Here is a 24,359-nt window from a genome sequence, read left to right on the forward strand (position 1 = left end):
GCGCGCCGCGCGGCCTGTCAGGAGCAAGTGACCAAGATGGCCAACCGGCTGCAAGTGATCTATATCGAAGACGATGCGCTCGTGCGCCGGGCGAGCGTGCAGAGCCTTCAACTGGCGGGCTTCGACGTCGCCGGCTTCGAGTCGGCCGAAGCGGCCGAGAAGGCGATCGTCGCGGATACCGCCGGCGCGGTCGTCAGCGACATCCGGCTGCCCGGCGCGAGCGGGCTCGACGTGCTCGCGCAGTGCCGCGAGCGCGTGCCCGACGTGCCGGTGATCCTCGTCACCGGGCACGGCGACATCTCGATGGCCGTGCAGGCGATGCGCGACGGCGCGTACGACTTCATCGAAAAGCCGTTCGCGGCCGAGCGCCTGATCGAGACGGTGCGCCGCGCGCTCGAGCGCCGCGAGCTCGTGCTCGAGAACCACGCGCTGCGGCGCGAACTGGCCGGGCAGCACGTGGTCGCGCCGCGCATCATCGGCCGCAGCCCGGCGATCGAGCAGGTGCGCAAGCTGATCGCGAACGTCGCGCCGACCGACGCGTCGGTGCTGATCAACGGCGACACGGGCGCCGGCAAGGAGCTGATCGCGCGCAGCCTGCACGAGCTGTCGCCGCGCCGCGACAAGCCGTTCATCGCGGTCAATTGCGGCGCGCTGCCCGAGCCGATGTTCGAGTCGGAGATGTTCGGCTACGAGCCCGGCGCGTTCACCGGCGCGGCGAAGCGGCGCGTCGGCAAGCTCGAGTACGCGTCCGGCGGCACGCTGTTCCTCGACGAAATCGAAAGCATGCCGCTCGCGTTGCAGGTCAAGCTGCTGCGCGTGCTGCAGGACGGTGTGCTGGAGCGGCTCGGCTCGAACCAGCCGATCCGCGTGAACTGCCGCGTGGTCGCGGCCGCGAAGGGCGACATGAGCGAGCTCGTCGCGGCCGGCACGTTCCGGCGCGACCTGCTGTACCGGCTCAACGTCGTGACGATCGCGCTGCCGCCGCTCGCCGAGCGCCGCGAGGACATCGTGCCGCTGTTCGAGCATTTCATGCTCGACGCGGCCGTGCGCTACGGGCGGCCCGCGCCGGTGCTGACCGACCGGCAGCGCGCGAGCCTGATGCAGCGCGACTGGCCGGGCAACGTGCGCGAGCTGCGCAATGCGGCCGACCGCTTCGTGCTCGGCGTGGCCGACATGCCGCAGGAAACGGGCGCGGGCGACGACGCCGACAACGACCAGACGCTGAAGGAGCGCATCGAGCAGTTCGAGCGCGCGGTGATCGCCGAGGCGCTGAACCAGACGGGCGGTGCGGTCGCGGCAACGGCCGACCGGCTGCACGTCGGCAAGGCGACGCTGTACGAGAAGATGAAGCGCTACGGGCTGTCGGCGAAAGGCGACACCGAGCGCTGAAAAGCAAACGGACCGCGGAACCGGGTTGCCCGGTCATGCGGTCCGTTGTCTTGCCGGAAGGGCGCGGTGCGCGCGCCTGCGAGCCGGATCGGGCGGCGCTCAGGCCGCGTTGCCGTCGAGCGCCTTCTTGAGCAGTGCGTCGAGCTCCGCGAATTGCGGCGCGCCGACGTAGCGCTTCAGAATCTTGCCGTCCTTGTCGACGACGAAGGTCGTCGGCGTGAGCTGCACGTTGCCGAACTGCTTCGCGACGCTGCCGTCGTCGAGCGCGACCTTGAACGGCAACTGGCGCGTCTGCGCGTAGTTCGCGACGTACATCGGCGGATCGTAGTTCATCGCGACCGCGACGAATTCCAGCCCCTGACCCTTGAAGCGATTGTAGGTATCGACCATCTGCGGCATTTCCTGCATGCAGGTCGCGCAGCTCGTCGCCCAGAAATTCACGAGATAGACCTTGCCCTTCAGGTCGCCGGCGGTCGAGACCTTCTGGCCCGACAGCAGCGTGAAGGTCGCGTCCGGCACGCTGGACTTGCCGTTGAACGCGAAGAAGCCGGCGACGGCGATCGCCGCGACGACTGCGGCCGCGACGATATAGCGGACGGGGCCGGTACTGCGGCGGGCGGGGGGCGTGGTGTTCATCTGGTGCTCTCGGAGTCGATGACGCGGATCGATGCAAGGGACGTCGAAATTCGGCGCTCATTTTAGCGCGAATGCGGCGCGCGCACCGGCGGCGGCCCCGCATCCCGGTTGTCAGGTTCGGCGGATAATGGCCGTTTTGCCTGCCGCGATCCACGCCATGCCGAAGGAAGTCACCGATTCGTTGCGCCCCCTTTTTCGCCCGCTGCGACACTTCGCCGCGCTCGCCTGCCTGAGCGCCGCGCTGGCCGCGTGCTCGCCGTCGTACGACTGGCGCACGCTGCACAACGACGCCGGCTATACGATCGACCTGCCGGCGAAGCCGACCGTCGAGCAGCAGCCGGTGGCGCTCGGCGGCGCGTCGATGCCGATGCGGATGCAGGCCGCGCACGTCGACGGCGCGGTGTTCGCGGTCGGCACGCTGACGCTGCCCGACGACCGCGACGACACGCGCCGCGCGGCGCTCGACTTCCTGCGCGCCGGGTTGTCGCGCAACCTCGAGGGCGTGCCGCAGACGGCGTCGGTGCCCGTGCCGCTCGCGGCCGGCGGCGCGGTGAACGGGCTCGAGCTGCGCGTCACGGGCGCCGCCGCCGGCGGCGATCGCGCGCGCAAGACGATCGTCGCGCGGCTCGCCGCGCGCGGCCGGCATGCGTACCAGGCCGTCGTGATCGCCGACGGGCCGCTCGCGCAGGAGCAACTCGACCAGTTTTTCGGCTCGTTCAAGCTCGATTGACGACGGCCGGCGCGGCGCCCGGACACACTGTGACAACTGAAAGTTCGTTCGCAGCTTTCGACGCTAATCGCCGGATTTTGCGAGGGTTTTTCGGCTATCCACAGCGCATGTGGATAACTTTGTTGAAAAGTCGCGCGCATTTCCCGCAGAGCCGCGCCGGACGGCCTTCCGGCCCGTTTGGTCGTCCGTACGCCCTTTGAGAAAAATCAATCAAAACAACGGGATACGAATTCCGTCCGGCAAAGGCCGCGGCGAGTCGCGAACCGGGGCCGGATTCGCGAAATTGTGCATAAGTCAAGTCTTGACAGCCTGATTTTGTCCTCCTGGGGCGCTCACAGCGCCGTCAGCGCGCGCCGGTAGCGGATCGCCTCGGCGATCTGCGCGGCCGTCGGCAGCGGGTCGCCGGCCAGGTCGGCGATCGTCCGCGCGACTTTCAGCACGCGGAAATACGCGCGCGCCGACCAGCCGAAGCGCTCGCCGGCCTCGCGCAGCAGCCGCTCGCCTTCGTCGGTCGGCCGGCACAGGTCGTCGGTTTCGCGGCCGCTCAGCATGTGATTCGTCTTGCCTTGCCGATCGAGCTGCAGCGCCCGCGCCTGTGCGACCCGGGCGGCCACCGCCGCGCTCGGCTCGCCGGGTGCCGTCGCGCGGGTCGCGAGTTCCGCCGGCGACAGCGCGGGCAGGTCGATCTGGATGTCGATGCGGTCGAGCAGCGGCCCCGACAGCTTGCGCAGATAGCGGGCGGCCACGTCCGGCGAGCAGCGGCAGCGCCCGGACGGATCGCCGTGCCAGCCGCACGGGCACGGGTTCATCGCGGCGATCAACTGGCACGCGGCGGGGAAGTCGGCCTGCTGGGCCGCGCGCGAGATCGTGATGCGGCCGGCTTCCAGCGGCTCGCGCAGCATTTCCAGCACGTGCCGGTCGAATTCCGGGAGTTCGTCGAGAAACAGCACACCGAGGTGCGCGAGCGTTATTTCGCCCGGCTGCGGCGGATTGCGGCCGCCCACCAGCGCGGCGGCGCTCGACGAGTGATGCGGCGCGCGGAACGGCCGGCGGCGCCACTGCGCGGGCGAGAAGCCGAGCCGGCTCGCGGACAGCAGCGCGGCCGAGGTCAGCGCCTCGTCGTCGGTCAGCGGCGGCAGGAGCCCGGCCAGCCGCGCGGCCAGCATCGACTTGCCGGCGCCGGGCGGCCCGACCATCAGCATGTGATGGCCGCCCGCGGCCGCGACTTCCAGCGCGCGCCGGGCGCCGCGCTGGCCGACGACGTCCGCGAGGTCGGGCGCGGCGGGCGCCGGCAGGCCGTCGAGACAGGGCGCCGCGACCGGCGTGAGCCGCCCGTCCGGCGCATCCGCGAGGTGCGCGCACAGCGCGGGCAGGTCGCGCGCACCGAATACGGTCACGCCCGGCACGAGCGCGGCCTCGGCGGCGCTGTCGAGCGGCAGGTACAGCTCGGGCGGCCGCGAGGTCGCGACGGAATCGCGCGCGGCGCCGGAATCCGGGCTCGGGCCGCCGGCGAGGCCCGCGCCGGATTCCGCCGCACGCCAGTCCCGCGCGGCGCCGCACGCCATCGCGAACGCGCCGCGCATCGGCCGCAGTGCGCCCGTCAGCGACAGCTCCCCCGCGAATTCGCGGCCGGCCAGCGCGTCGGCCGGGATCTGGCCGTTCGCGGCGAGGATGCCGAGCGCGATCGGCAGGTCGAAGCGGCCCGATTCCTTCGGCAGGTCGGCCGGCGCGAGATTGACGGTGATGCGGCGTACCGGGAATTCGAATCCGCAGTTCTGCAGCGCGGCGCGCACGCGCTCGCGGCTTTCGCGGACTTCGAGATCGGGCAGCCCGACGATCGAGAACGACGGCAATCCGTTGGCGAGATGGACTTCGACGGTGACGTCCGGCGCGCGGCCGGAGGCGGGCGCGCGACTGCGCACCACGGCGAGCGACATGGCGAGGCTCCTGTGAACGGGCGGACGACGGCCGTTCGGGGCCGCATGCCGCGGGAATCGGAGGAATCGGGTGCGCGCTTGCCGGCGTGGCGCGGGGGAAAGAACGAGGTGTTGCGGAACGACGTACTGCGAAGAGCGATGGACTGCGAAGAGCGGAGGGTGCTGCGAAGAACGACGGACGACGAAGAGCGGGACCGGCTTCGGGGGTGGGGGGCGCGGGCCGCACGAGGCGGCCCGCGCCCGGACCGTTTGGCCGGGTGGGGCGTCAGGCCTGCGGGGCGGCGAGCTTCTGCTCGAGTTCCGCGACGCGCTTTTCGAGTTCCTCGAGGCGCACGCGGGTGCGGGCGAGCACCTGTGCCTGGGTGTCGAATTCCTCGCGCGTGACGAGATCGAGCTTCGAGAAGCCTTGCGACAGCATGGCCTTCACGTTGCGCTCGACGTCCTTGGCCGGCGAGTTTTTCAGCAAATCGCTGACGCGCGACTGCAGATCGTTGAAAACGTCGCTGGGTTGCTTCATGTGATTTCCCTTCCTTGCACAAAAAATGTGCATCTTCAGTTGCGTACGTGCCCATGATGCACGCATGACCGGAAATGGTGCGCGCGGGGCGCGAATTCCGGGCATGGCGCCCGCATGGGTGAATGGCCCGGCGATCCGGGACGTGCGTGCACTCTAGCAACGATCCTTTCGCCGCGCCAGCAAACCGGGCCATGTTGGCCATTCGGCCGGGCTTCCGCGCCTTACACCACGGGATGCGACCCCGCTTCGAAGCCCTTCGAGACGGTGTTCGGACGAACATGGCATGCGAGTTGCTGAGAAGAGTCCGTTACAACATTCCAACTCATTCGACGGGACAACCCAGCGAGAGGACTTCATGAAACTCATTACCGCAATCATCAAGCCGTTCAAGCTCGATGAGACGCGCGAGGCGCTGTCGGCGCTTGGCGTCTCGGGCATCACGGTGACGGAGGTGAAAGGGTTCGGGCGCCAGAAGGGGCACACCGAGCTGTATCGCGGCGCCGAATACGTGGTCGATTTCCTGCCGAAGATGAAGATCGAGGCGGCCGTGTCCGACGATCTCGTCGACCAGGCGGTGGAAGCGATCGAGCGGGCCGCGCGCACGGGCAAGATCGGCGACGGCAAGATCTTCGTCACGCCGATCGAACAGGTGATCCGGATTCGCACCGGGGAGACGGGCGCGGACGCGCTGTAACAGAACACACAAGACAAGCGACAAGAGGAAACCCAAGATGCGCAAACTTCTGATGTCCCTGCTGATGGCCGGCTCGCTGATCGCGGCCGGCGTCGGCTCCGCGCTCGCGGACGACGCGGCGTCCGCCGCGGCCGGTTCCGCGCCTGCCGCCACCGCTTCCGACGCATCGGCTGCCGCCGCACCGGCCGCTTCGGCGCCGAGCGCCGACGCATCCGCCACCGCCGCTGCGGCCGCACCGGCTTCGGGCGCGACCGACGCATCGGCTGCCGCCGCCGCGTCCGCGCCGGCCGCCCCGGCCGCGCCCACCGCCCCGTTCTCGGTCGATTCGTCGAAGATCAGCGCGGGCGACACCGCGTGGATGCTGACGTCGACCGCGCTCGTGCTGTTCATGACGATCCCGGGCCTCGCGCTGTTCTACGCGGGCATGGTCCGCAAGAAGAACGTGCTCGCGACCGTGATGCAGAGCTTCGCGATCACCGCGGTGATCACGGTGCTGTGGACGGTGGTCGGCTACAGCCTCGCGTTCACGCCGGGCAACGGCTTCATCGGCGGCCTGTCGCGTGCGTTCCTGCACGGCATGAACTACATCAAGGGCGACAAGGCGACGACGCTGACGGTCAGCCATCTCGCGACGACGATTCCGGAATCGGTCTACTTCGTCTACCAGATGACGTTCGCGATCATCACGCCGGCGCTGATCTGCGGCGCGTTCGCCGACCGGATGAAGTTCTCGGCGATGCTCGTGTTCATGACGCTCTGGTCGCTGATCGTCTACGTGCCGATCGCGCACATGGTGTGGGAGCCGACCGGCTGGCTGTCGGCCGACGGCGTGCTCGACTTCGCGGGCGGCACGGTGGTGCACATCAACGCCGGTATCGCGGGCCTCGTGTCGTGCCTCGTGCTCGGCAAGCGCGTCGGCTACGGCCGTGAATCGATGGCGCCGCACAACCTGGTGCTGACGATGATCGGCGGCTCGATGCTGTGGGTCGGCTGGTTCGGCTTCAACGCGGGCTCCGCGGTCGCGGCCGATGGCCGTGCCGGCTTCGCGATGCTGACCACGCAAGTGGCGACCGCCTGCGCGGCGCTCGGCTGGATGTTTGCCGAGTGGATCGCGAAGGGTAAGCCGTCGGTGCTCGGCATCGTGTCGGGCGCGGTCGCGGGTCTCGTGGCGATCACGCCGGCCGCCGGTTTCGTCGGCGTGGCGGGCGCACTGGTGATCGGTATCGCGGCGGGCGTCGTCTGCTTCTGGTCGGCGACCTGGCTCAAGTCCAAGCTCGGCTACGACGATTCGCTCGACGCGTTCGGCGTGCACGGCATCGGCGGGATTCTCGGCGCGTTGCTGACGGGCGTATTCGCGGTCAAGGACATCGGCGGCTTCGACGGCAGCCTGCTGCTGCAGGCCAAGGGCGTGCTGATCACGCTGGTCTACAGCGGCGTGCTGAGCTTCGTGCTGCTGAAGCTGATCGACCTGACGATCGGCCTGCGCGTGACCGAAGAGGAAGAGCGCGAAGGTCTCGACGTGATCCTGCACGGCGAGCACGTGGAATAAGTCATACGAATCAACGGCGGGCCGCCGCGACGACGGCGCCCGCTCCGAATGAGCGCAGCGACTTCGGCCCGCCCACCCGGCGGGCTTTTTTTCTCCTGTCACCCGCTGCCGTAGCGGATAACCCTTCACTCTATCGGGTCAATAGCCGAAAAGTTCCTCGATATCCTTGCGAAGCCGGGAACAATCCCCAAATGGGCAAGGCAATTGCTCTACAATCTTCATTCTCCCGCTCGCGAGTGATTCATGGTTCCCCACCTCGTTACCGCGTTGAACGGTCCGCTGCTCGAACTCGAGCAGAAGATCCTCGACGCGACGCCTGCGATCGAACGCTGGTTCAGGCTCGAATGGCAGGAACACACCCCGCCGTTCTATTGTTCGGTGGACCTGCGCAATGCCGGCTTCAAGCTGGCGCCCGTCGACGCGAACCTGTTTCCCGGCGCATTCAACAATTTGCCGTCCGAAGTGCTGCCGCTCGCCGTGCAGGCCGCGATGGCCGCGATCGAGAAAATCTGCCCGGACGCGAAGAATCTGCTCGTGATTCCCGAGCTGCCGACCCGCAACGCGTTCTACCTGGAAAACGTCGCGCGCCTCGCGACGATCATGCGCCAGGCCGGCCTGAACGTGCGCTTCGGCTCGCTCGACCCGAGCATCACCGACATGACGCCGATCACGCTGGCCGACGGCCAGAAGATCGTGCTCGAACCGCTCGAGCGTTCGCAGCGCCGCCTCGGCCTGAAGAATTTCGATCCGTGCTCGATCCTGCTGAACAACGACCTGTCGGCCGGCATCCCGGCCGTGCTGGAAAACCTGCACGAGCAGTACCTGCTGCCGCCGCTGCACGCAGGCTGGGCCGTGCGCCGCAAGTCGACGCATTTCTCGTGCTACGACGACGTCGCGAAGAAGTTCGCGAAGATGGTCGGCGTCGATCCGTGGATGGTGAATCCGTATTTCGCGCACGTGGAAGGCGTCGACTGGCAGGCGCATGAAGGCGAGCAGGCGCTCGCCGACGCGATCGACGGCGTGCTGAAGAAGATCGCGCGCAAGTATCGCGAATACGGGATCAGCGAGAAGCCGTACGTCGTCGTGAAGGCCGACGCGGGCACCGCCGGCCGTGGCGTGATGACCGTGCACGACGCGGCCGAGATCGGCCGCATGACGAAGGCCGAGCGCGCGCAGATGGCCGAATCGAAGGCCGGCCTCGCGGTGCGCGACGTGATCGTGCAGGAAGGCGTCTACACGTTCGAGCGCGTCGGCGACGAAGTGGCCGAGCCGGTCGTCTACATGATCGACCGCTACGTGGTCGGCGGCTTCTACCGCACGCACGGCGGCCGCGAGCGCGACCAGAACCTGAACGCGCCGGGCATGCACTACGTGCCGCTCGGCTTCGAGCACACCGCGCTGCCGGATGCAGGCGCCAAGCCGGGCGCCGCGCCGCCGAACCGTTTCTACATGTACGGCGTCGTCGCGCGGCTGTCGCTGATCGCGTCGTCGATCGAACTGGAAAAGACCGATCCCGAAGCCATCCAGGTGTAACGGCTTCGCTACGTACAGGACCCGCATGGACATTCTTTTTATCGCCGACCCGCTCGAGCATTTCAAGATCTACAAGGATTCGACCTACGCGATGATGGCGGAGGCCGCCCGGCGCGGGCATGCGGTGTACGCGTGCGAGCCGCGCCACCTCGCGTGGACGGGCTCGGCCGTCGAGGCCGACGTGCGGCGCATCACGTTCGTCGGCGAGCTGGACGACCTGCATCGCGGCACCTGGTTCGACGCGGGCCCGGTCGACGCGCGCCGTCTCGAATCGTTCGGCGCGGTGCTGATGCGCAAGGATCCGCCGTTCGACATGGAGTACGTGACGTCGACGTGGCTGCTCGAGCTGGCCGAGCGCGCGGGTGCACGCGTGTTCAACAAGGCGCAGTCGATCCGCGACCATTCGGAGAAGCTCGCGATCGGCGAGTTTCCGCAGTTCGTCGCGCCGACGCTCGTCACGCGCGACGCGAAACGGCTGCGCGCGTTCCACGCCGAGCACGGCGACGTGATCCTGAAGCCGCTCGACGGGATGGGCGGGATGGGCGTGTTCCGCGTGAAGCCGGACGGCATGAACCTCGGTTCGATCGTCGAGATGCTGAGCCACGACGGCACGCGCTCGGTGATGGCGCAGAAGTTCATTCCCGAGATCAAGGCCGGCGACAAGCGCATCCTGCTGATCGGCGGCGAGCCGGTGCCGTATTCGCTCGCGCGGATTCCGCAGGGCAGCGAGGTGCGCGGCAATCTCGCCGCGGGCGGGCTCGGCGTCGCGCAGCCGCTGACGGCCCGCGACCGCGAGATCGCCGACACGCTCGGGCCCGTGCTCGCATCGCGCGGGCTGCTGCTGGTCGGGCTCGACGCGATCGGCGACTGGCTGACCGAGGTGAACGTCACGAGCCCGACGTGCTTCCGCGAGATCATGGAGCAGACGGGTTTCGACGTTGCCGCGATGTTCATCGACGCGCTGGAGCGTGCGGCCGCGTAGGCCCGACCCGTTTCCCGCGCAACCCCGGCGGCGGCCGCGCAGGTCCCCCGTCGCCGGAGCAGCTTGACCGGCCTGCTACAATGCCCGCTCGCCCGGTGCCGTGATCGGCGCACCGAAGGCCCGGCGGTCGGGCCGACACTGTTGCAAGGCTGAACATGAAACGTTCCCCACACTCGCTACGCTCATTGCCCCGCCGCGGGGTATCGGCCCGCCAGGGGCGGCCGGGAGCGATCTGACATGGCCGGGATCCTGATCATCGCGCACGCCCCGCTCGCCACCGCGCTGCGGGACTGTATCGCGCACATCTACGGCGGCGTACCTGCCCGCATCGGCTGTATCGACGTGATGGCGGACAGCGATCCGACCCAAGTGATGGCGTTTGCGCACGCGGAACTCGCGCGGCTGCGGGAAGAAAACGGCGTGGTCGTACTGACCGACATGTACGGCGCGACGCCCGCGAACATCGCGGGCCAGCTCGCGAAGCTCGACAACGTGCGCGTGCTGGCCGGCGTGAACCTGCCGATGCTCGTGCGAGCCGTCTGCTACCGCACCGTGCCGCTCGACAAGCTGGTCGACAAGGCGCTGTCCGGCGGCGCGAAGGGCGTCCACGAGGTGTCGTCCGGCACGCCGCCGCCGCCGACGGAAACCGGCTGCGGCCAGTGCGCGCCGATTCCGCCGGAGCCGCAACCGCGCACCGAATCGCACTGAGCCGCCGTTTTCCGTTTTAGACCGACCTGCCGACGCGTGCCGCCGGCGGTCCAGACCGACCCGACCGAGAATCATGCTTCAACAAGAAACCACCATCGTCAATAAATTGGGGCTCCATGCGCGCGCATCGGCCAAGCTTACGCAACTGGCCGGCAACTTCCAGTCCGAAGTCTGGATGACACGCAACGGGCGCAAGATCAATGCGAAGAGCATCATGGGCGTGATGATGCTGGCGGCCGGCATCGGCAGCACCGTGACGATCGAAACCGAAGGGCCCGACGAGCGGGAAGCGATGGACGCGCTGCTGAAGCTGATCGCCGACAAGTTCGGCGAAGGCCAGTGATCGCCACGCGGAATCATTGCCGTTTCCAGTCAGAATGCCGCGGATCTCGCGGCATTTTTTTCGTCGGAAGCATTGATGCGGAATGCGCAATGCTGCGCTGCATGCAGTCAGCAGGGAGTCGCGGAATTTATAATCGCTAACCGGGGTCATAAGCGCATCGCAGCAGTGTGCCGCGGCTTTACTTGTACAGAGGAGGTGCGCGTGTCCTTCACGCTGCATGGCATTCCCGTCTCACGAGGTATCGCGATCGGGCGAGCGTATCTGATCGCGCCGGCGGCGCTCGACGTCGCCCATTACCTGATCGAGGCCAACCAGATCGACGCCGAAGTGGAGCGATTCCGCACGGCGCTCGACGTCGTGCGTCGCGAGCTCGAAGCGCTGCGCGCCGACCTGACCGACGACACCCCGAGCGAAGTCGGCGCATTCATCGATGTCCACACGATGATCCTGAGCGACGAGATGCTCGTGCAGGAAACCATCGACCTGATCCGCACGCGCCGCTACAACGTCGAATGGGCGCTGACCGAGCAACTCGAACTGCTGACGCGCCATTTCGACGACATCGAGGACGAGTACCTGCGCGAGCGCAAGGCCGACATCGAGCAAGTGGTCGAGCGCGTGCTGAAGGCGCTCGCCGGTGCGCCGTCCGCGTCGCAGGCGCTCGACGGCGCGGCCAGGAACGGCACGAACGACATGATCGTCGTCGCGCACGACATCGCGCCGGCCGACATGATGCAGTTCAAGACGCAGTCGTTCCAGGCGTTCGTCACCGATCTCGGCGGGCGCACGTCGCACACGGCGATCGTCGCGCGCAGTCTCGGCATTCCGGCCGCGGTCGGCGTGCAGCATGCGAGCTCGCTGATCCGCCAGGACGACCTGATCATCGTCGACGGCGACCAGGGCATCGTGATCGTCGATCCGGCGCCGATCGTCCTCGAGGAATATTCGTACCGCCAGTCCGAGAAGCTGCTGGAGCAACGCAAGCTGCAGCGCCTGAAGTTCTCGCCGACGCAAACGTTGTGCGGCACGAAGATCGAGCTGTACGCGAACATCGAGCTGCCCGACGACGCGAAGGCGGCCGTCGAGGCCGGCGCGGTCGGCGTCGGCCTGTTCCGCTCCGAGTTCCTGTTCATGCATCAGAAGGAGATGCCGGAAGAGGAGGAGCAGTTCGCCGCGTACAAGCGGGCCGTCGAGTGGATGAAGGGCATGCCGGTGACGATCCGCACGATCGACGTCGGCGCCGATAAACCGCTCGAGGCGCTCGACGAAGGCTACGAAACGGCGCCGAACCCGGCGCTCGGGCTGCGCGCGATCCGCTGGAGCCTGTCCGAGCCGCAGATGTTCCTCACGCAGTTGCGTGCGATCCTGCGCGCGTCCGCGTTCGGCCAGGTGAAGATCCTGATCCCGATGCTCGCGCATGCGCAGGAGATCGACCAGACGCTCGACCTGATCCGCGAGGCGAAGCGCCAGCTCGACGACGCGGGGCTCGCATACGATCCCAACGTGCGCCTCGGCGCGATGATCGAGATCCCGGCCGCGGCGATCGCGCTGCCGCTGTTCCTGAAGCGCTTCGACTTCCTGTCGATCGGCACGAACGACCTGATTCAGTACACGCTCGCGATCGATCGCGCGGACAACGCGGTCGCGCACTTGTACGACCCGCTGCATCCGGCCGTGCTGCATCTGATCGCGTACACGCTGCGCGAAGCGAAGCGCGCGGGCGTGTCGGTGTCGGTGTGCGGGGAGATGGCGGGCGACCCGGCGCTCACGCGCCTGTTGCTCGGGATGGGGCTCACCGAGTTCTCGATGCACCCGAGCCAGTTGCTCGTCGTGAAGCAGGAGATCCTGCGCGCGCACCTGAAGGCGCTCGAAAAGCCGACGGCTGACGTGCTGGCCGCGTTCGAGCCGGAGGAAGTGCAGGCGGCGCTGCAGCGGCTGTCGGTCGCCGAGCCGCGGGCGGACGCGGCCGCGTAGGCGTTTTCGTCGCCGCCAACTGTAGCGAAGTGTCACGCATGCGCGTCCAGCGCATGCCCGTCGCGCGTCAGTGCCGACCCCCGCACACGGGGCAGTCGGCCTGGCGCGCGATTTTCATCGTCGTCCATTCCATCCGCAGCGAATCGAGCATCATCAGCCGGCCGTTGAGCGTCTTGCCGATGCCGCCGATCACGCGCAGCGCCTCGGCCGCCTGCATCGCGCCGATGATCCCGACGGTCGGCGCGAACACGCCCATCGTCGAACACGCGACTTCCTCGAACGGCTGGTCTTCCGGGAACACGCACGCATAGCAGGGCGCGGCCGCGTCGCGGAAGTCGAACGTGCTGATCTGGCCGTCGAAGCGCAGCGCGGCGCCCGACACGAGCGGCACGCCGTGCGCGACGCACGCGCGATTGATCGCGTGCCGCGTCGCGAAGTTGTCGGTGCAGTCGAGCACGACGCTCGCATGCGGCACGTGCGCGTCCAGCCACGCATCGTCGACGCGCTCCGCGACCGCGTTCACCGTCACCTCGGGGTTCAGTTGCGCGAGCGCGTCGCGCCCCGACTCGACCTTGCTGCGGCCGACCGAGGCCGTCACGTGCAGGATCTGCCGCTGCAGGTTCGTGAGGTCGACCGTGTCGGCGTCAACGAGCGTGAGCGTGCCGACTCCGGATGCCGCGAGATACATCGCGGCCGGCGAGCCGAGGCCGCCCGCGCCGACGACGATCGCATGCGCATCGAGAAAGCGCTGCTGCGCCTCGATACCGATCTCGTCGACGAGGATGTGGCGGGAGTAGCGAAGGAGTTGATCGTCGTTCATGGGGAGTCGTGAGCGAGGCGGGCGGACGTTCGTTATTTTAGGCGCGCATGAAAAACGGGCCATCGCGGTCTTCCCGCGATGGCCCGTTCGATGCCGGCCGGCGCTTACTTCGGCGCGGATGCGGGCTTCGGTGCGGAAGCCGGCTTCGCGGCGCTTGCGCCCGATGCCTTCGACGCCGTCGCCGCCTTCGCGGCCGGGCTCTTGGTCGTGCTCTCGGCGAGCAGCGACTTCGATTCCTGGACCGGCTTGCCTTCGAGCTTGTTGAGCGCCTGCTGCATCATGAAGTCGTCGGCGCTGCCGAACTCGATCGGCTTGCGATCGCGATCCTTCTGGCGTTGCTCCGGCGTCTTCTTGTCGTTCTGCTCTTCGAGAATGCGCAGCTGATCCATCCGGCGCTGTTCGCGTTCTTCCTGCTCCTTCTTCTCGTTCGGATCCTGCGTGTTCGCGAGGTGGTTCGTGTAGTCGACCTCGCGCGTCACGAGCACGTCGTCCGGATCGCCGTCCGCGTACTGATCGACCGGCACGTCCGGCGTGATGCCCTTGTTCTGGATCGAGCGGCCGCTCGGCGTGTAGTAGTACGCGGTGGTCAGACGCAGCGCGGTGTCGGCCGTCATCGGGCGCACCGTCTGCACCGAACCCTTGCCGAACGTCGTCTTGCCCATGATCTGCGCGCGCTTCGAATCCTGCAGCGCACCGGCGACGATTTCCGACGCGGACGCCGAATACGCGTTCGTCAGCACGATCATCGGCACGGTCTTGAAGATCGGCGGCAGGTTCTTCAGCGGATCGCCGTCGAAGGACGGCAGGCGATAGTTGTCGTACGTATCGCGGTAGACCTGCTTCGAATCGGGGATCTGGCCGTTGGTCGACACGACGACCGAGTCGGGCGGCAGGAACGCGCCGGCCACGCCGACCGCGCTCTGCAGCAGGCCGCCGCCGTTGTTGCGCAGGTCGAGGATGAGGCCCTTCAGGTTCGGTTGCTGGCGCGCGATGTCCTGCAGCTTCTGCGCGAGATCGGGCGTCGTGCGCTCCTGGAAGCTCGTGATGCGGACATACGCGTAGCCCGGATCGAGCATCTTCATCTTCACGCTCTGGACCTTGATGATCGCGCGCGTGACCGTGACCGGGAACGTGCGGTCGTCGCTCTTGCGGAAGATCGTCAGCGTGACCTTGGTGCCCGGCTCGCCGCGCATCTGCTTGACGGCCTTGTCGAGCGTCATGCCGCGCACCGGCTTGTCGTTGATGCGCGTGATCAGGTCGCCCGGACGGATGCCGGCGCGGAACGCGGGGGTGTCCTCGATCGGCGAGATCACCTTGACGAGGCCGTCTTCCTGCGAGATCTCGATGCCGAGACCCGCGAAGCGGCCCTTCGTCTGCTCCTGCAGCTCGTCATAGTCGGTCTTGTCGAGGAATGACGAGTGCGGATCGAGGCTCGACACCATGCCCTTGATCGCCGCCGTCAGCAGCTTCTTGTCGTCGACCGGTTCGACGTACTCGCGCTTGATCTGCCCGAATACCTCCGCGAACAGGCGGAGCTGGTCGAGGGGAAGCGGCGCCGTGGCGGTCTGCTCGGCCGATGCGGAAACCTGCAGCGTGGCGAACACGCCCGTGGCGAGGCCCGCGGCAATCAGGCCGATGTTCTTCAAATTCATTCGCATAGAGAGTCTGGTGCGGTCGGGAAGCGCGTGGCGGTAGCGGGGATGTAGCGGACAAGTATAACTGTTCGTCCGATAACTCAGTGGAACGGCGCGAAAAGCGTCGAAAAGGCCGCAGAGGCCCCGGCGGGGGCGCTGCGGTTCGAAAGCGGGTTCGACCGCAGCGGGGCCGTGAAGGTTCGCGCGGCGTGCAGCGCGTGCAGCGGGCGACCGGGGCCGGGCACGCCGCGCCGGGCGTCAGCCCGCCTTGCCTTGCTTCGCGACGGCGGCCTGCGCCTGCGCGATCGCTTCCTGGTCGCCGAGGTAATAGTGCTTGATCGGCTTCAGGTTTTCGTCGAGCTCATAGACGAGCGGCACGCCGTTCGGGATGTTCAGGCCGACGATGTCGCTGTCCGAGATGCCGTCGAGGTACTTGATCAGCGCGCGCAGCGAGTTGCCGTGCGCGGCGATCAGCACCTGCTTGCCGGCGCGCACCGCCGGCGCGATCGACTCGTTCCACAGCGGCAGCACGCGCGCGACCGTGTCTTTCAGGCACTCGGTGAGCGGCAGCTGCTCGCGCGGCACCTTCGCGTAGCGCGGGTCGTTGAACGGCGCGCGTTCGTCGGTCGGCTCGAGCGCGGGCGGCGGCGTGTCGTAGCTGCGACGCCACACGAGCACCTGCTCGTCGCCGAACTTGGCGGCCGTTTCCGCCTTGTTCAGGCCCGACAGCGCACCGTAGTGGCGCTCGTTCAGGCGCCACGAATGGACGACCGGCAGGTACATCAGGTCCATCTTGTCCTGCACGTGCCACAGCGTGCGGATCGCGCGCTTGAGCACCGACGTGTACGCGATGTCGAACGTATAGCCGGCCTCCTTGAGCAATTCGCCGGCCTGGTAGGCCTCGTTGCGACCCTGTTCGGTCAGGTCGACGTCGACCCAGCCGGTGAAGCGGTTTTCCTTGTTCCACGTCGATTCGCCGTGGCGGATGAGAACGAGTTTGTACATGGATCTTGCGGTCGGTAGTGATAGGGAAGCGGGGCGCGTCGCACGGGACCGAACCGGGGCCCGACATCGCGCAAGACGGTTATTTTATAATGGCGGGATTGTCCTCATCCGATTTCTCTTTTTCCGGCGGCATTCCGTGACGTTCTTTACCAATTACACGAACCTGGCCCTTATCGCGATCCTGCTGGTTTCCGGCGGCCTGCTCGCATGGCCGGCCCTGCGCCGCGGCCGCGGCGGCCTGTCGGCCGCCGAGGCGACGCAGCTCATCAATCGCCGCAACGCGGTCGTGATCGACCTGCGCGCCGCGTCCGACTTCGCCGCCGGCCACCTGCCGTCGGCGCGTCAGGTCGCGGCGGGCGAGATCGGCGCGAAAATTGCGCAGGTCGCGAAGAACAAGAGCACCCCGGTGCTGCTCGTCTGCCAGAACGGCCAGCAGTCGCAGAAGGCGGCGCGCGAGGTCGAGGCGGCGGGGTACGCCGAGGTGCACGTGCTCGAAGGCGGCGTGGCCGCCTGGCAGCAGGCCGGGATGCCGGTCGTCAAACAAGGAGTGGCGAAGTGAACAAGGTTTTGATGTACAGCACGCAGGTGTGTCCGTATTGCATGCAGGCCGAGCGCCTGCTGAAGCTGCGCGGCGTCGAGCAGATCGAAAAGGTGCTGATCGATCGCGATCCGGCCCGCCGCGAGGAAATGATGACGCGCACGGGGCGCCGCACGGTGCCGCAGATCTATATCGGCGACACGCACGTCGGCGGCTACGACGATCTGTCGAAGCTCGACCGCGAAGGCGGCCTCGTGCCGCTTCTGCAAGCGGCCTGATTAGGGCAGAATGGCCGCCGGCCGCGCCGCGGCTTGGGCGCGCAGGATTCATCCGTGGCGGCCGGCGAGCAGCCGGGCCGCCCCGTCACCACTTTTAGGGAAACACCATGTCCGACGTCGAAAACCAACCGTTCTTCAACATCCAGCGCGTCTACCTGAAGGATATGTCGCTCGAGCAGCCGAATTCGCCGGCGATCTTCCTCGAGCAGGACATGCCGTCGGTTGAAGTCGAAGTCGACGTCAAGGCCGACCGCCTCGCGGAAAGCGTGTTCGAAGTCGTCGTGTCGGGTACCGTCACCGCGAAGGTGAAGGACAAGGTCGCGTTCCTGATCGAAGCGAAGCAGGCCGGCATTTTCGACATTCGCAACATTCCGGACGAACAGCTCGACCCGCTCGTCGGCATCGCATGCCCGACGATCCTGTTCCCGTACCTGCGCTCGAACATCGCCGACGCGATCACGCGCGCCGGCTTCCCGCCGATCCACCTCGCGGAAATCAACTTCCAGGCGCTGTACGAGCAGCGTCTCGCGCAGCTCCAGCAGCAGGCTGGTGCGGCAGGCGCACCGAACGGCGCGCCGAATGGCACGACGCTGAACTGACGTTTCGCTCGGACCGGTGCTGGGTATGAAAGTAGCCGTTCTCGGCGCCGGTGCCTGGGGCACCGCGCTCGCGGGCCATCTGGCCGCGCGGCACGATACGCTTTTGTGGGCGCGCGACGCCGCGCTCATCGCCGGGCTGCAGGCCCGGCACGAAAATTCCCGCTATCTGGACGGCATCGCGTTGCCTGACGCGCTGCGCTACGACGCCGATCTCGGCGTCGCGCTCGCGCATGGCGCCGCGGACGACGCGCTGTGCGTGATCGCCGCGCCAGTGGCCGGGCTGCGCACGCTGTGTCACGCGATGCGCGACGCCGGCTGCGTGCCCGCGCATATCGTCTGGGTCTGCAAGGGCTTCGAGGCCGACACGCACCTGCTGCCGCATCAGGTGATCGCGGCCGAACTGCCCGGACAGCAGAGCAACGGCGTGCTGTCGGGCCCGAGTTTCGCGCGCGAGGTCGGGCAGTCGCTGCCCGTCGCGTTGACGGTGGCGAGCACGTCGGCCGGATGCCGCGAGCGCACGCTCGCCGCGTTCCATCACGGCGCGATGCGGATCTATACGGGCGACGACGTGGTCGGCGTCGAGGTCGGCGGCGCGGTGAAGAACGTGCTGGCGATCGCGACCGGCATTTCCGACGGCCTCGGCCTCGGGCTGAACGCGCGCGCCGCGCTGATCACGCGCGGCCTCGCCGAAATGTCGCGGCTCGGCGTGGCGCTCGGCGGCCGCGCGGAAACCTTCACGGGCCTCACGGGCCTCGGTGACCTGATCCTCACCGCGACGGGCGACCTGTCGCGCAACCGCACGGTCGGCCTGCAACTGGCGGCCGGCCGCACGCTCAACGACATCCTCGGCGCGCTCGGCCACGTGGCCGAAGGCGTGCGCTGCGCGCAGGCCGTGCTGGCGCTCGCGCGCGCGCAATCGATCGAAATGCCGATCACGGAAGCCGTGTGCGGGGTGCTGTTCGACGGCATCGCGCCGCGCGACGCCGTCAGCGGCCTGTTGCGCCGCGACGCGCGCGCCGAGTAGCGCGAGCCGGGTTCGCCCGGCACGGTTGCGCCGGGCGCGCGGCGCCAAAGCGGACTACGCTTGAACAATCTCCGGCGTTCCGCGAGGTCGTCATGCTGCAGATCCATTCCACCACGCTCGATGCGCAAGTCGTCGACATCACGACGCTCGAGGTCGACGCGATCGTCAACGCCGCGAACGGCTCGCTGCTCGGCGGGGGCGGTGTCGACGGCGCGATTCACCGCGCGGCCGGCCCCGGCCTGCTCGCCGAGTGCCGCACGCTCGGCGGCTGCGACACCGGCGACGCGAAGCTCACGCGCGGCCACGGGCTGCCGGCGCGCTATGTGATCCACGCGGTCGGGCCGGTCTGGTACGGCGGCGCGCGTGGCGAGGCCGAGTTGCTCGCGTCGTGCTACCGGCGCGCGATCGAGCTGGCCGAGGAAGTCGCCGCGACGTCGATCGCGTTCCCGGCGATCAGTTGCGGGGTCTACCGCTATCCGGCTGAAGCCGCCGTCGATATCGCGGTCGGCACCGTCGCCGAGATGCTCGCGCAGGCGCCGAACCTCACACGCGTGGTGTTCGCGTGCTTTTCCCCCGATATCTACGACCTGTACCGCGCACGGCTCGCGCGAACCTGACGCGTTCGACGCCGCGCGCGGCGAGCGTCAGGCGCCGCCTTCGAAGCCGGCCTGGCGCCACGCCTCGAACACGACCACCGCGACCGTGTTCGACAGGTTCAGGCTGCGGTTGTCGGGTCGCATCGGCAGGCGCACGCGCTGTTCGTTCGGGAAGCGTTCGAGCAGCTCGGCCGGCAGGCCGCGCGTTTCCGAGCCGAACACGAACCAGTCGCCGGGCAGGAACGCACGATCGTGGAAGCGGCCCGAGCCGCGCGTCGTGAACGCGAACATCCGCGCGGGATCGGGCGCTTCGGAGGCGACGAATGCGTCCCAGTTGCGGTGCACGCGCATTTGCGCATACTCGTGATAGTCGAGGCCGGCGCGACGCATGCGCGCGTCGTCGAGCGGAAAGCCGAGCGGCTCGATCAGGTGCAGGTGCGCGCCGGTGTTCGCGCACAGGCGGATCACGTTGCCGGTGTTCGGCGGAATTTCGGGGGCGACGAGGACGACGTTGAACATGTTTCGGTTTGGCTGGGCCGGCCGGAGCCGCGCAACGCGCGCGGGCTCCCGGCCGACCGGTTCGTGACGGCCGCATTCGCGGCGGCCGGCCTCTCTCTCTAATTAATCCCTGGCGGTGCGCAGCGCAACCAGATTCGTCACGCGCGCGGCGCCCGCCGCCTTCAGCGCCTGCGCGGCCGCCGCGAGCGTCGCGCCGGACGTCATCACGTCGTCGACGAGCGCGATGTGGCGGCCGGCGACGCCGCCGGCCACCGCGAAAGCCGTCATCACGTTGTCGCGCCGTGCGTGCCGGTCGAGCCGCGACTGCGGCGCGGTGTCGGCGACGCGCGTGAGCAAGGTTGCGTCCGCTTGCACGCCGAGCCGGCGCGCGAGCGGACGTGCGATCGCCCACGCCTGGTTGTAGCCGCGCGCGACGAGCCGCCGGTGCGACAGCGGCACCGGCGCGACGAGGTCGAAGCCGCTCGCGCCGTGCGTATCGTCGACCAGCCGGGCGAGCCGGGCCGCGAATTCGCCGCCGAGCGCGAGTCGCGCGTGAAACTTCAGGCCGCGCGCGAGCCCGTCGAGCGGTGCGCGGTAATCGGCAAGCGCGAGCGTCGCATCGAACGGCGGCGGCGCGGTGCGGCACGCGTCGCACCGGTACGCGGTCGCGCGGCCGGCGCCGGTACGACGGCCGCCAGGCGATCGCGCATGTCCGACACCGAGCGGCAGCGCGCAGACCGCGCAGCGCAGCCTCGCTTCATTCCAGTACGCGGCATCGCAGGCGCCGCAAATCACTCCGTGTGACAAATTGCCGCACAACGCGCAGCGTTTCGGCAATGCGACCGCGGCAACGCGCACGACCAGCGTTCGAACCTGCGACAAAACGACGCGCATCGTGCGCTCGGCGGAACCGCGGACCATCGCAACACTCCTGGCACGCCGCCTCAATGAAGCTTGCGAGGCGAGCGAGTATACTTCGGGCTCTTCGCCAGTGTGCCCGACATGTCCCCAGCTTCGACTTCAACCGGCCGTCCGGCCAATGACACCCGGCGCCTGCGGCGGATCTTCGACCGCCGTGCCGCCACGTTCGATGCGGTCGCGTTCCTGCCGCGCGAGATCGCGCAGCGGATGAACGAGCGTCTCGAATACATCAAGGTGAGCCCCGCGGCCGTACTCGACGCGGGCTGCGGCCCGGGCGACGACCTGCCGGCGCTGCGCGCGCGCTTTCCGGAGGCGCCGGTGTTCGGCGTGGACCTGTCCGGCGCGATGCTCGCGCGGGCCGGCCAGCGCGAGGTCGAGCAGACCAACTGGCGCCGCTGGCTGCCGGCGTCGCTCGGCCGGGCGCTGGGCCAGCGCGGCCCGCGCGTCGCGCAGGCCGACTTCGCCGCGCTGCCGTTTCCCGGTGGCGCGTTCGACCTGATCTGGTCGAATCTCGCGCTCCACTGGCATTCGCGTCCCGATACGGTGTTTCCTGAATGGCAGCGCGTGCTGCGCGTGAACGGCCTGCTGATGTTCAGCACGCTCGGCCCGGACACGCTGCGCGAGCTGCGCGCGGCCTGCGCGGACGCCGAAGCGGCGCTCGGCATCGCGCCGCCCGCCGCGCGCGTAATCGATTTCGTCGACATGCACGACCTCGGCGACATGCTTGTCGAGAGCGGCTTCGAGATTCCCGTGATGGACCAGGAAGTGCTGACCGTCACCTACAAATCCCCCGACTCCCTGCTGGCCGACGTGCGCCGCTGGGGCGCCTATCCGTTCGAGCGGGCGACGCCGCAGCACGCGACGCGGCGCTTTCGCGCGGCGCTCGGCGACGCGCTGGACGCGCGCCGGCGCGAGGACGGCACGATCCCGCTGACCTTCGAGGTGATCTACGGCCACGCGTGGAAGGCCGTGCCGCGCACGACCGCGGAAGGCCACGGGATCGTGCGCATCGAGGACATCGGCAAGGGGCGTCCGAAGAATCGGTAAAGCGGTAAAGAGGGGTTTTGTTATGTCTGAAATTAGCGGCGCAAAGCGGGGTCGAATTGGCGCCAAAAACGGCCGGAAAGCTTGTCGCACTTGGCTTGGCGGGCGATAGGCGCTTGCTTGTGGATGCCATTGAACCCGCCTATAATGCGTCAGCTTGTCGTCCCGGGGTCCCCGCAATACGGGGCGACGAGTCCGATGCAGGCATGCATCGCATGCCATTCGCGTGAGGCGGCGATGGAAGCAGCGAGGGTTTTGGCGGAGACGGCGGACAGCGAACCGGTCCTCGAAGACTGGCTCATGAAACGCAACTGTTCGGTGTCGCCACGCCAGTTCGTGCTGTTTTATGCGTCGCTCGCGGGCTTCTCGCTGGCGATCGCGGCGTTGCTGATGTGGAGAGGGGTCTGGCTCGTCATGCCCTTCACCGGAATCGAGTTGCTGGCGGTGGGTGTCGCATTTGCGATCTATGCTCGCCATGCGGTCGATTACGAGCGCATCAGGCTGTTTCCGCACCGGCTCGTGATCGAGCGGATGGATGCGGAGCGGCTCACGCAGATCGAATTCAACCCGCGCTGGGTGCGGGTCGAGCCGGGTGCGACGCCACGCGATCCGATTCGGCTGGTATCGCGCGGGCAGACCGTCGTAATCGGGCAGCATCTCGCGCAGTACAAGCGTGCGCAGTTCGCCGACGAACTGCGCGTGTCGCTCAGGCGCTGCGGCTGACGAGGCGCGGTCATCGGCCGGACGAGGCCGGTGGCTTGCGACGGGGGAGGGTTTGAATGGAAATTTTGGGTAAGGATGCTATGAAAACAATCAAGCGAGCCCTCACGGGCGTGCTGGCATGCAGCGGATTGCTCTTTGCCGGTGCGGCCCTGGCGGTCGGTGATAGCCCGGGCGGCCCCCGTGTCAACGAGATCAACTTTCAGCCGCCTGTCACGAAGATCGCCGAGGAGCTCTACGATCTCCACACGATGATGCTGATCCTGTGTACGGTGATCTTCGTCGGCGTGTTCGGCGTGATGTTCTATTCGATCTTCGCGCACCGCAAATCCAAGGGCCACAAGGCCGCCAATTTCCATGAAAGCACGACCGTCGAGATCATCTGGACGATCGTGCCGTTCGTCATCGTCGTGCTGATGGCGCTGCCGGCGACGAAGGCCGTCGTCGCGATGAAGGACACGACGAACGCCGATCTCACGATCAAGGTCACCGGCTACCAGTGGAAGTGGGGCTACGACTACGTGAAGGGCCCGGGCGAGGGCATCGGCTTCCTGTCGACGCTGACCACCCCGCGCGACGAAGTGATGGGCAAGAAGCCGATCACCGACACCTATCTGCAGGAAGTCGACAACCCGCTCGTCGTGCCGGTCAACAAGAAGATCCGCATCATCACGACCGCGAACGACGTCGTCCACTCGTGGTACGTGCCCGCGTTCGGCGTGAAGCAGGATGCGATCCCCGGCTTCGTGCGCGACACGTGGTTCAAGGCCGACAAGGTCGGCACGTTCCGCGGCTTCTGTACCGAGCTGTGCGGCAAGGAGCACGCGTACATGCCGGTCGTCGTCGAAGTCCTGTCGGACGACGACTACGCGAAGTGGGTGACGGCGCAGAAGGCCAAGCTGGCCAGCGCGGCGGTCGACCCGAACAAGGTCTACACGATGGCCGAACTCGTCGCGCACGGCGAGGAAGTCTACAAGGCGAACTGCGCGGCCTGCCACCAGGTGAACGGCAAGGGCCTCGGCGCATTCCCGGCGATGGACGGCAGCCCGATCGTGAACGGCCCGATCGCCGCGCACGTCGAGCGCGTGCTGCACGGCAAGGGCGCGATGCCGTCGTGGGCGTCGCTGTCGGACCTCGACATCGCTTCGGTCGTCACGTACGAACGCAACTCGTGGGGCAACCACAAGAACGACCTGCTGCAGCCGAAGCAAGTGGCCGACGCACGCAACGGCAAGCTGCCGGAAGACACGGCAGGCGCGGCAACGGCAGCGGCCCCGGCGGAAGCGGCTTCGGCGCCGGCGCAAGCCGCGTCGGGCGCCGAGCAGCCGGCGGCAGCGGCATCGGCCGCGCTGTCGACGATCTACTTCGAGACGGGCAAGAGCGTGCTGCCGGCCGACGCGAAGGCGGCGATCGCCGCCGCGGCCGACTATGCGAAGGCGCATCCGGACGCGAAGCTCGCGCTGTCGGGCTTCACCGACAAGACGGGCTCGGCCGACGCGAACGCCGAACTGGCGAAGCATCGGGCGCAGGCCGTGCGCGATGCGCTGAAGGCAGCAGGCGTGGCGGAAGACCACATTATTCTCAAAAAGCCGGAAACGATCACGGGCGGGGCTGACGCGAAGGAAGCCCGGCGTGTCGAGATCGGCCCGGCGGCTTGACGTGTCGCTGAGTTAGTCGACGTATTCGCATT

At 68.0% G+C, this 24,359-nt stretch carries 25 protein-coding genes; 17 read left to right on the plus strand and 8 right to left on the minus strand.

The features are described from left to right. Window positions 1-36 precede the first annotated feature (36 nt). Window positions 37-1,389, plus strand: coding sequence for a sigma-54 dependent transcriptional regulator (locus tag DFS13_RS16560; protein ID WP_006499057.1), 1,353 nt, complete (start codon window positions 37-39; stop codon window positions 1,387-1,389). A 99-nt stretch (window positions 1,390-1,488) separates the two neighbouring features. On the opposite strand, the gene DFS13_RS16565 is transcribed toward DFS13_RS16560, so the two are convergent. Continuing rightward, on the minus strand, window positions 1,489-2,025 hold the full coding sequence (locus DFS13_RS16565; protein WP_006490813.1) for a peroxiredoxin: 537 nt from the start codon (window positions 2,023-2,025) through the stop codon (window positions 1,489-1,491). A gap of 157 nt (window positions 2,026-2,182) precedes the next feature. Here DFS13_RS16565 and DFS13_RS16570 point away from each other — a divergent pair, with 157 nt between their 5' ends. Beyond that, the gene (locus DFS13_RS16570; RefSeq protein WP_006499056.1) at window positions 2,183-2,755 is read left to right on the plus strand and encodes a hypothetical protein; all 573 of its coding nucleotides are present in this window, start codon (window positions 2,183-2,185) and stop codon (window positions 2,753-2,755) included. 332 nt (window positions 2,756-3,087) lie between these two features. Here the strand turns inward: DFS13_RS16570 and DFS13_RS16575 are convergent, their stop codons facing one another. Both DFS13_RS16575 and DFS13_RS16580 read right to left on the minus strand, forming a co-directional pair. Continuing rightward, window positions 3,088-4,692 carry a YifB family Mg chelatase-like AAA ATPase gene (locus tag DFS13_RS16575; RefSeq protein WP_111441889.1) on the minus strand — a complete coding sequence of 535 codons (1,605 nt, stop codon included), beginning with the start codon at window positions 4,690-4,692 and terminating at the stop codon, window positions 3,088-3,090. A gap of 265 nt (window positions 4,693-4,957) precedes the next feature. Further along, complete coding sequence (locus DFS13_RS16580; protein ID WP_006489451.1) at window positions 4,958-5,209, minus strand: accessory factor UbiK family protein; 252 nt, start codon at window positions 5,207-5,209, stop codon at window positions 4,958-4,960. A 355-nt stretch (window positions 5,210-5,564) separates the two neighbouring features. Between DFS13_RS16580 and DFS13_RS16585 the strand changes: the two genes are divergently transcribed. The 7 genes from DFS13_RS16585 to ptsP all read left to right on the plus strand — a co-directional run bounded on the left by DFS13_RS16585 (window position 5,565) and on the right by ptsP (window position 12,992). Next, window positions 5,565-5,903: a P-II family nitrogen regulator gene (locus DFS13_RS16585; protein ID WP_006398175.1), complete on the plus strand. Its 339-nt coding sequence runs from the start codon at window positions 5,565-5,567 to the stop codon at window positions 5,901-5,903. A 37-nt stretch (window positions 5,904-5,940) separates the two neighbouring features. Beyond that, window positions 5,941-7,452 (plus strand): ammonium transporter, encoded by a 1,512-nt coding sequence (locus DFS13_RS16590; protein WP_006499054.1) that lies wholly within the window; start codon window positions 5,941-5,943, stop codon window positions 7,450-7,452. A gap of 243 nt (window positions 7,453-7,695) precedes the next feature. Next, window positions 7,696-8,985 carry a glutamate--cysteine ligase gene (gene gshA / locus DFS13_RS16595; RefSeq protein ID WP_006477713.1) on the plus strand — a complete coding sequence of 430 codons (1,290 nt, stop codon included), beginning with the start codon at window positions 7,696-7,698 and terminating at the stop codon, window positions 8,983-8,985. Between the two features lie 25 nt (window positions 8,986-9,010). Continuing rightward, the gene (gene gshB, locus DFS13_RS16600; RefSeq protein WP_111441890.1) at window positions 9,011-9,967 is read left to right on the plus strand and encodes a glutathione synthase; all 957 of its coding nucleotides are present in this window, start codon (window positions 9,011-9,013) and stop codon (window positions 9,965-9,967) included. A 237-nt stretch (window positions 9,968-10,204) separates the two neighbouring features. Then, entirely contained in the window at window positions 10,205-10,675 is a 471-nt protein-coding gene (locus DFS13_RS16605; protein WP_006487073.1) for a PTS sugar transporter subunit IIA, read from the plus strand. A 73-nt stretch (window positions 10,676-10,748) separates the two neighbouring features. Next, a complete protein-coding gene (locus DFS13_RS16610) occupies window positions 10,749-11,018 on the plus strand; it encodes an HPr family phosphocarrier protein (RefSeq protein ID WP_006477716.1) in 270 nt (89 codons plus the stop codon). A 201-nt stretch (window positions 11,019-11,219) separates the two neighbouring features. Then, a complete protein-coding gene (ptsP, locus tag DFS13_RS16615; protein WP_006487070.1) occupies window positions 11,220-12,992 on the plus strand; it encodes a phosphoenolpyruvate--protein phosphotransferase in 1,773 nt (590 codons plus the stop codon). Window positions 12,993-13,059: 67 nt separating this feature from the next. On the opposite strand, the gene DFS13_RS16620 is transcribed toward ptsP, so the two are convergent. The 3 genes from DFS13_RS16620 to gpmA form a co-directional block, all read right to left on the minus strand. Beyond that, window positions 13,060-13,812: a molybdopterin-synthase adenylyltransferase MoeB gene (locus tag DFS13_RS16620; RefSeq protein WP_006487067.1), complete on the minus strand. Its 753-nt coding sequence runs from the start codon at window positions 13,810-13,812 to the stop codon at window positions 13,060-13,062. A 104-nt stretch (window positions 13,813-13,916) separates the two neighbouring features. Beyond that, window positions 13,917-15,470 (minus strand): S41 family peptidase, encoded by a 1,554-nt coding sequence (locus DFS13_RS16625; protein WP_006487071.1) that lies wholly within the window; start codon window positions 15,468-15,470, stop codon window positions 13,917-13,919. Between the two features lie 234 nt (window positions 15,471-15,704). Then, window positions 15,705-16,451 carry a 2,3-diphosphoglycerate-dependent phosphoglycerate mutase gene (gene gpmA, locus DFS13_RS16630; RefSeq protein WP_006481562.1) on the minus strand — a complete coding sequence of 249 codons (747 nt, stop codon included), beginning with the start codon at window positions 16,449-16,451 and terminating at the stop codon, window positions 15,705-15,707. 136 nt (window positions 16,452-16,587) lie between these two features. Between gpmA and DFS13_RS16635 the strand changes: the two genes are divergently transcribed. The 5 genes from DFS13_RS16635 (at window position 16,588) to DFS13_RS16655 (ending at window position 19,507) form a co-directional block, all read left to right on the plus strand. Continuing rightward, complete coding sequence (locus tag DFS13_RS16635; RefSeq protein ID WP_006481558.1) at window positions 16,588-17,010, plus strand: rhodanese-like domain-containing protein; 423 nt, start codon at window positions 16,588-16,590, stop codon at window positions 17,008-17,010. Further along, on the plus strand, window positions 17,007-17,267 hold the full coding sequence (gene grxC, locus DFS13_RS16640; protein ID WP_006477722.1) for a glutaredoxin 3: 261 nt from the start codon (window positions 17,007-17,009) through the stop codon (window positions 17,265-17,267). Before DFS13_RS16635 ends, grxC begins: the two co-directional genes overlap by 4 nt. A 107-nt stretch (window positions 17,268-17,374) precedes the next feature. Further along, a complete protein-coding gene (secB, locus tag DFS13_RS16645; RefSeq protein WP_006481561.1) occupies window positions 17,375-17,866 on the plus strand; it encodes a protein-export chaperone SecB in 492 nt (163 codons plus the stop codon). A gap of 25 nt (window positions 17,867-17,891) precedes the next feature. Next, window positions 17,892-18,890, plus strand: a complete 999-nt coding sequence (locus tag DFS13_RS16650; RefSeq protein ID WP_006499050.1) for an NAD(P)H-dependent glycerol-3-phosphate dehydrogenase — start codon at window positions 17,892-17,894, stop codon at window positions 18,888-18,890. Window positions 18,891-18,982: 92 nt separating this feature from the next. After that, window positions 18,983-19,507 carry an O-acetyl-ADP-ribose deacetylase gene (locus tag DFS13_RS16655; protein WP_006481556.1) on the plus strand — a complete coding sequence of 175 codons (525 nt, stop codon included), beginning with the start codon at window positions 18,983-18,985 and terminating at the stop codon, window positions 19,505-19,507. Window positions 19,508-19,534: 27 nt separating this feature from the next. On the opposite strand, the gene trmL is transcribed toward DFS13_RS16655, so the two are convergent. Both trmL and DFS13_RS16665 read right to left on the minus strand, forming a co-directional pair. Then, complete coding sequence (trmL, locus tag DFS13_RS16660; protein ID WP_006481560.1) at window positions 19,535-20,005, minus strand: tRNA (uridine(34)/cytosine(34)/5-carboxymethylaminomethyluridine(34)-2'-O)-methyltransferase TrmL; 471 nt, start codon at window positions 20,003-20,005, stop codon at window positions 19,535-19,537. Window positions 20,006-20,107: 102 nt separating this feature from the next. Further along, window positions 20,108-20,905 carry a ComF family protein gene (locus DFS13_RS16665; RefSeq protein WP_111441891.1) on the minus strand — a complete coding sequence of 266 codons (798 nt, stop codon included), beginning with the start codon at window positions 20,903-20,905 and terminating at the stop codon, window positions 20,108-20,110. A gap of 81 nt (window positions 20,906-20,986) precedes the next feature. On the opposite strand from DFS13_RS16665, the gene DFS13_RS16670 reads away from it, so the two are divergent. The 3 genes from DFS13_RS16670 (at window position 20,987) to coxB (ending at window position 24,327) form a co-directional block, all read left to right on the plus strand. Continuing rightward, entirely contained in the window at window positions 20,987-21,952 is a 966-nt protein-coding gene (locus tag DFS13_RS16670) for a methyltransferase domain-containing protein (protein WP_111441892.1), read from the plus strand. Window positions 21,953-22,147: 195 nt separating this feature from the next. Continuing rightward, window positions 22,148-22,672, plus strand: a complete 525-nt coding sequence (locus DFS13_RS16675; protein ID WP_006486400.1) for a DUF2244 domain-containing protein — start codon at window positions 22,148-22,150, stop codon at window positions 22,670-22,672. A gap of 56 nt (window positions 22,673-22,728) precedes the next feature. Further along, window positions 22,729-24,327 carry a cytochrome c oxidase subunit II gene (gene coxB / locus DFS13_RS16680; protein WP_006477730.1) on the plus strand — a complete coding sequence of 533 codons (1,599 nt, stop codon included), beginning with the start codon at window positions 22,729-22,731 and terminating at the stop codon, window positions 24,325-24,327. The last annotated feature ends 32 nt before the right edge of the window (window positions 24,328-24,359 follow it).

Source organism: Burkholderia sp. 28_3, assembly GCF_003253915.1.
Taxonomy (GTDB): domain Bacteria; phylum Pseudomonadota; class Gammaproteobacteria; order Burkholderiales; family Burkholderiaceae; genus Burkholderia; species Burkholderia cenocepacia.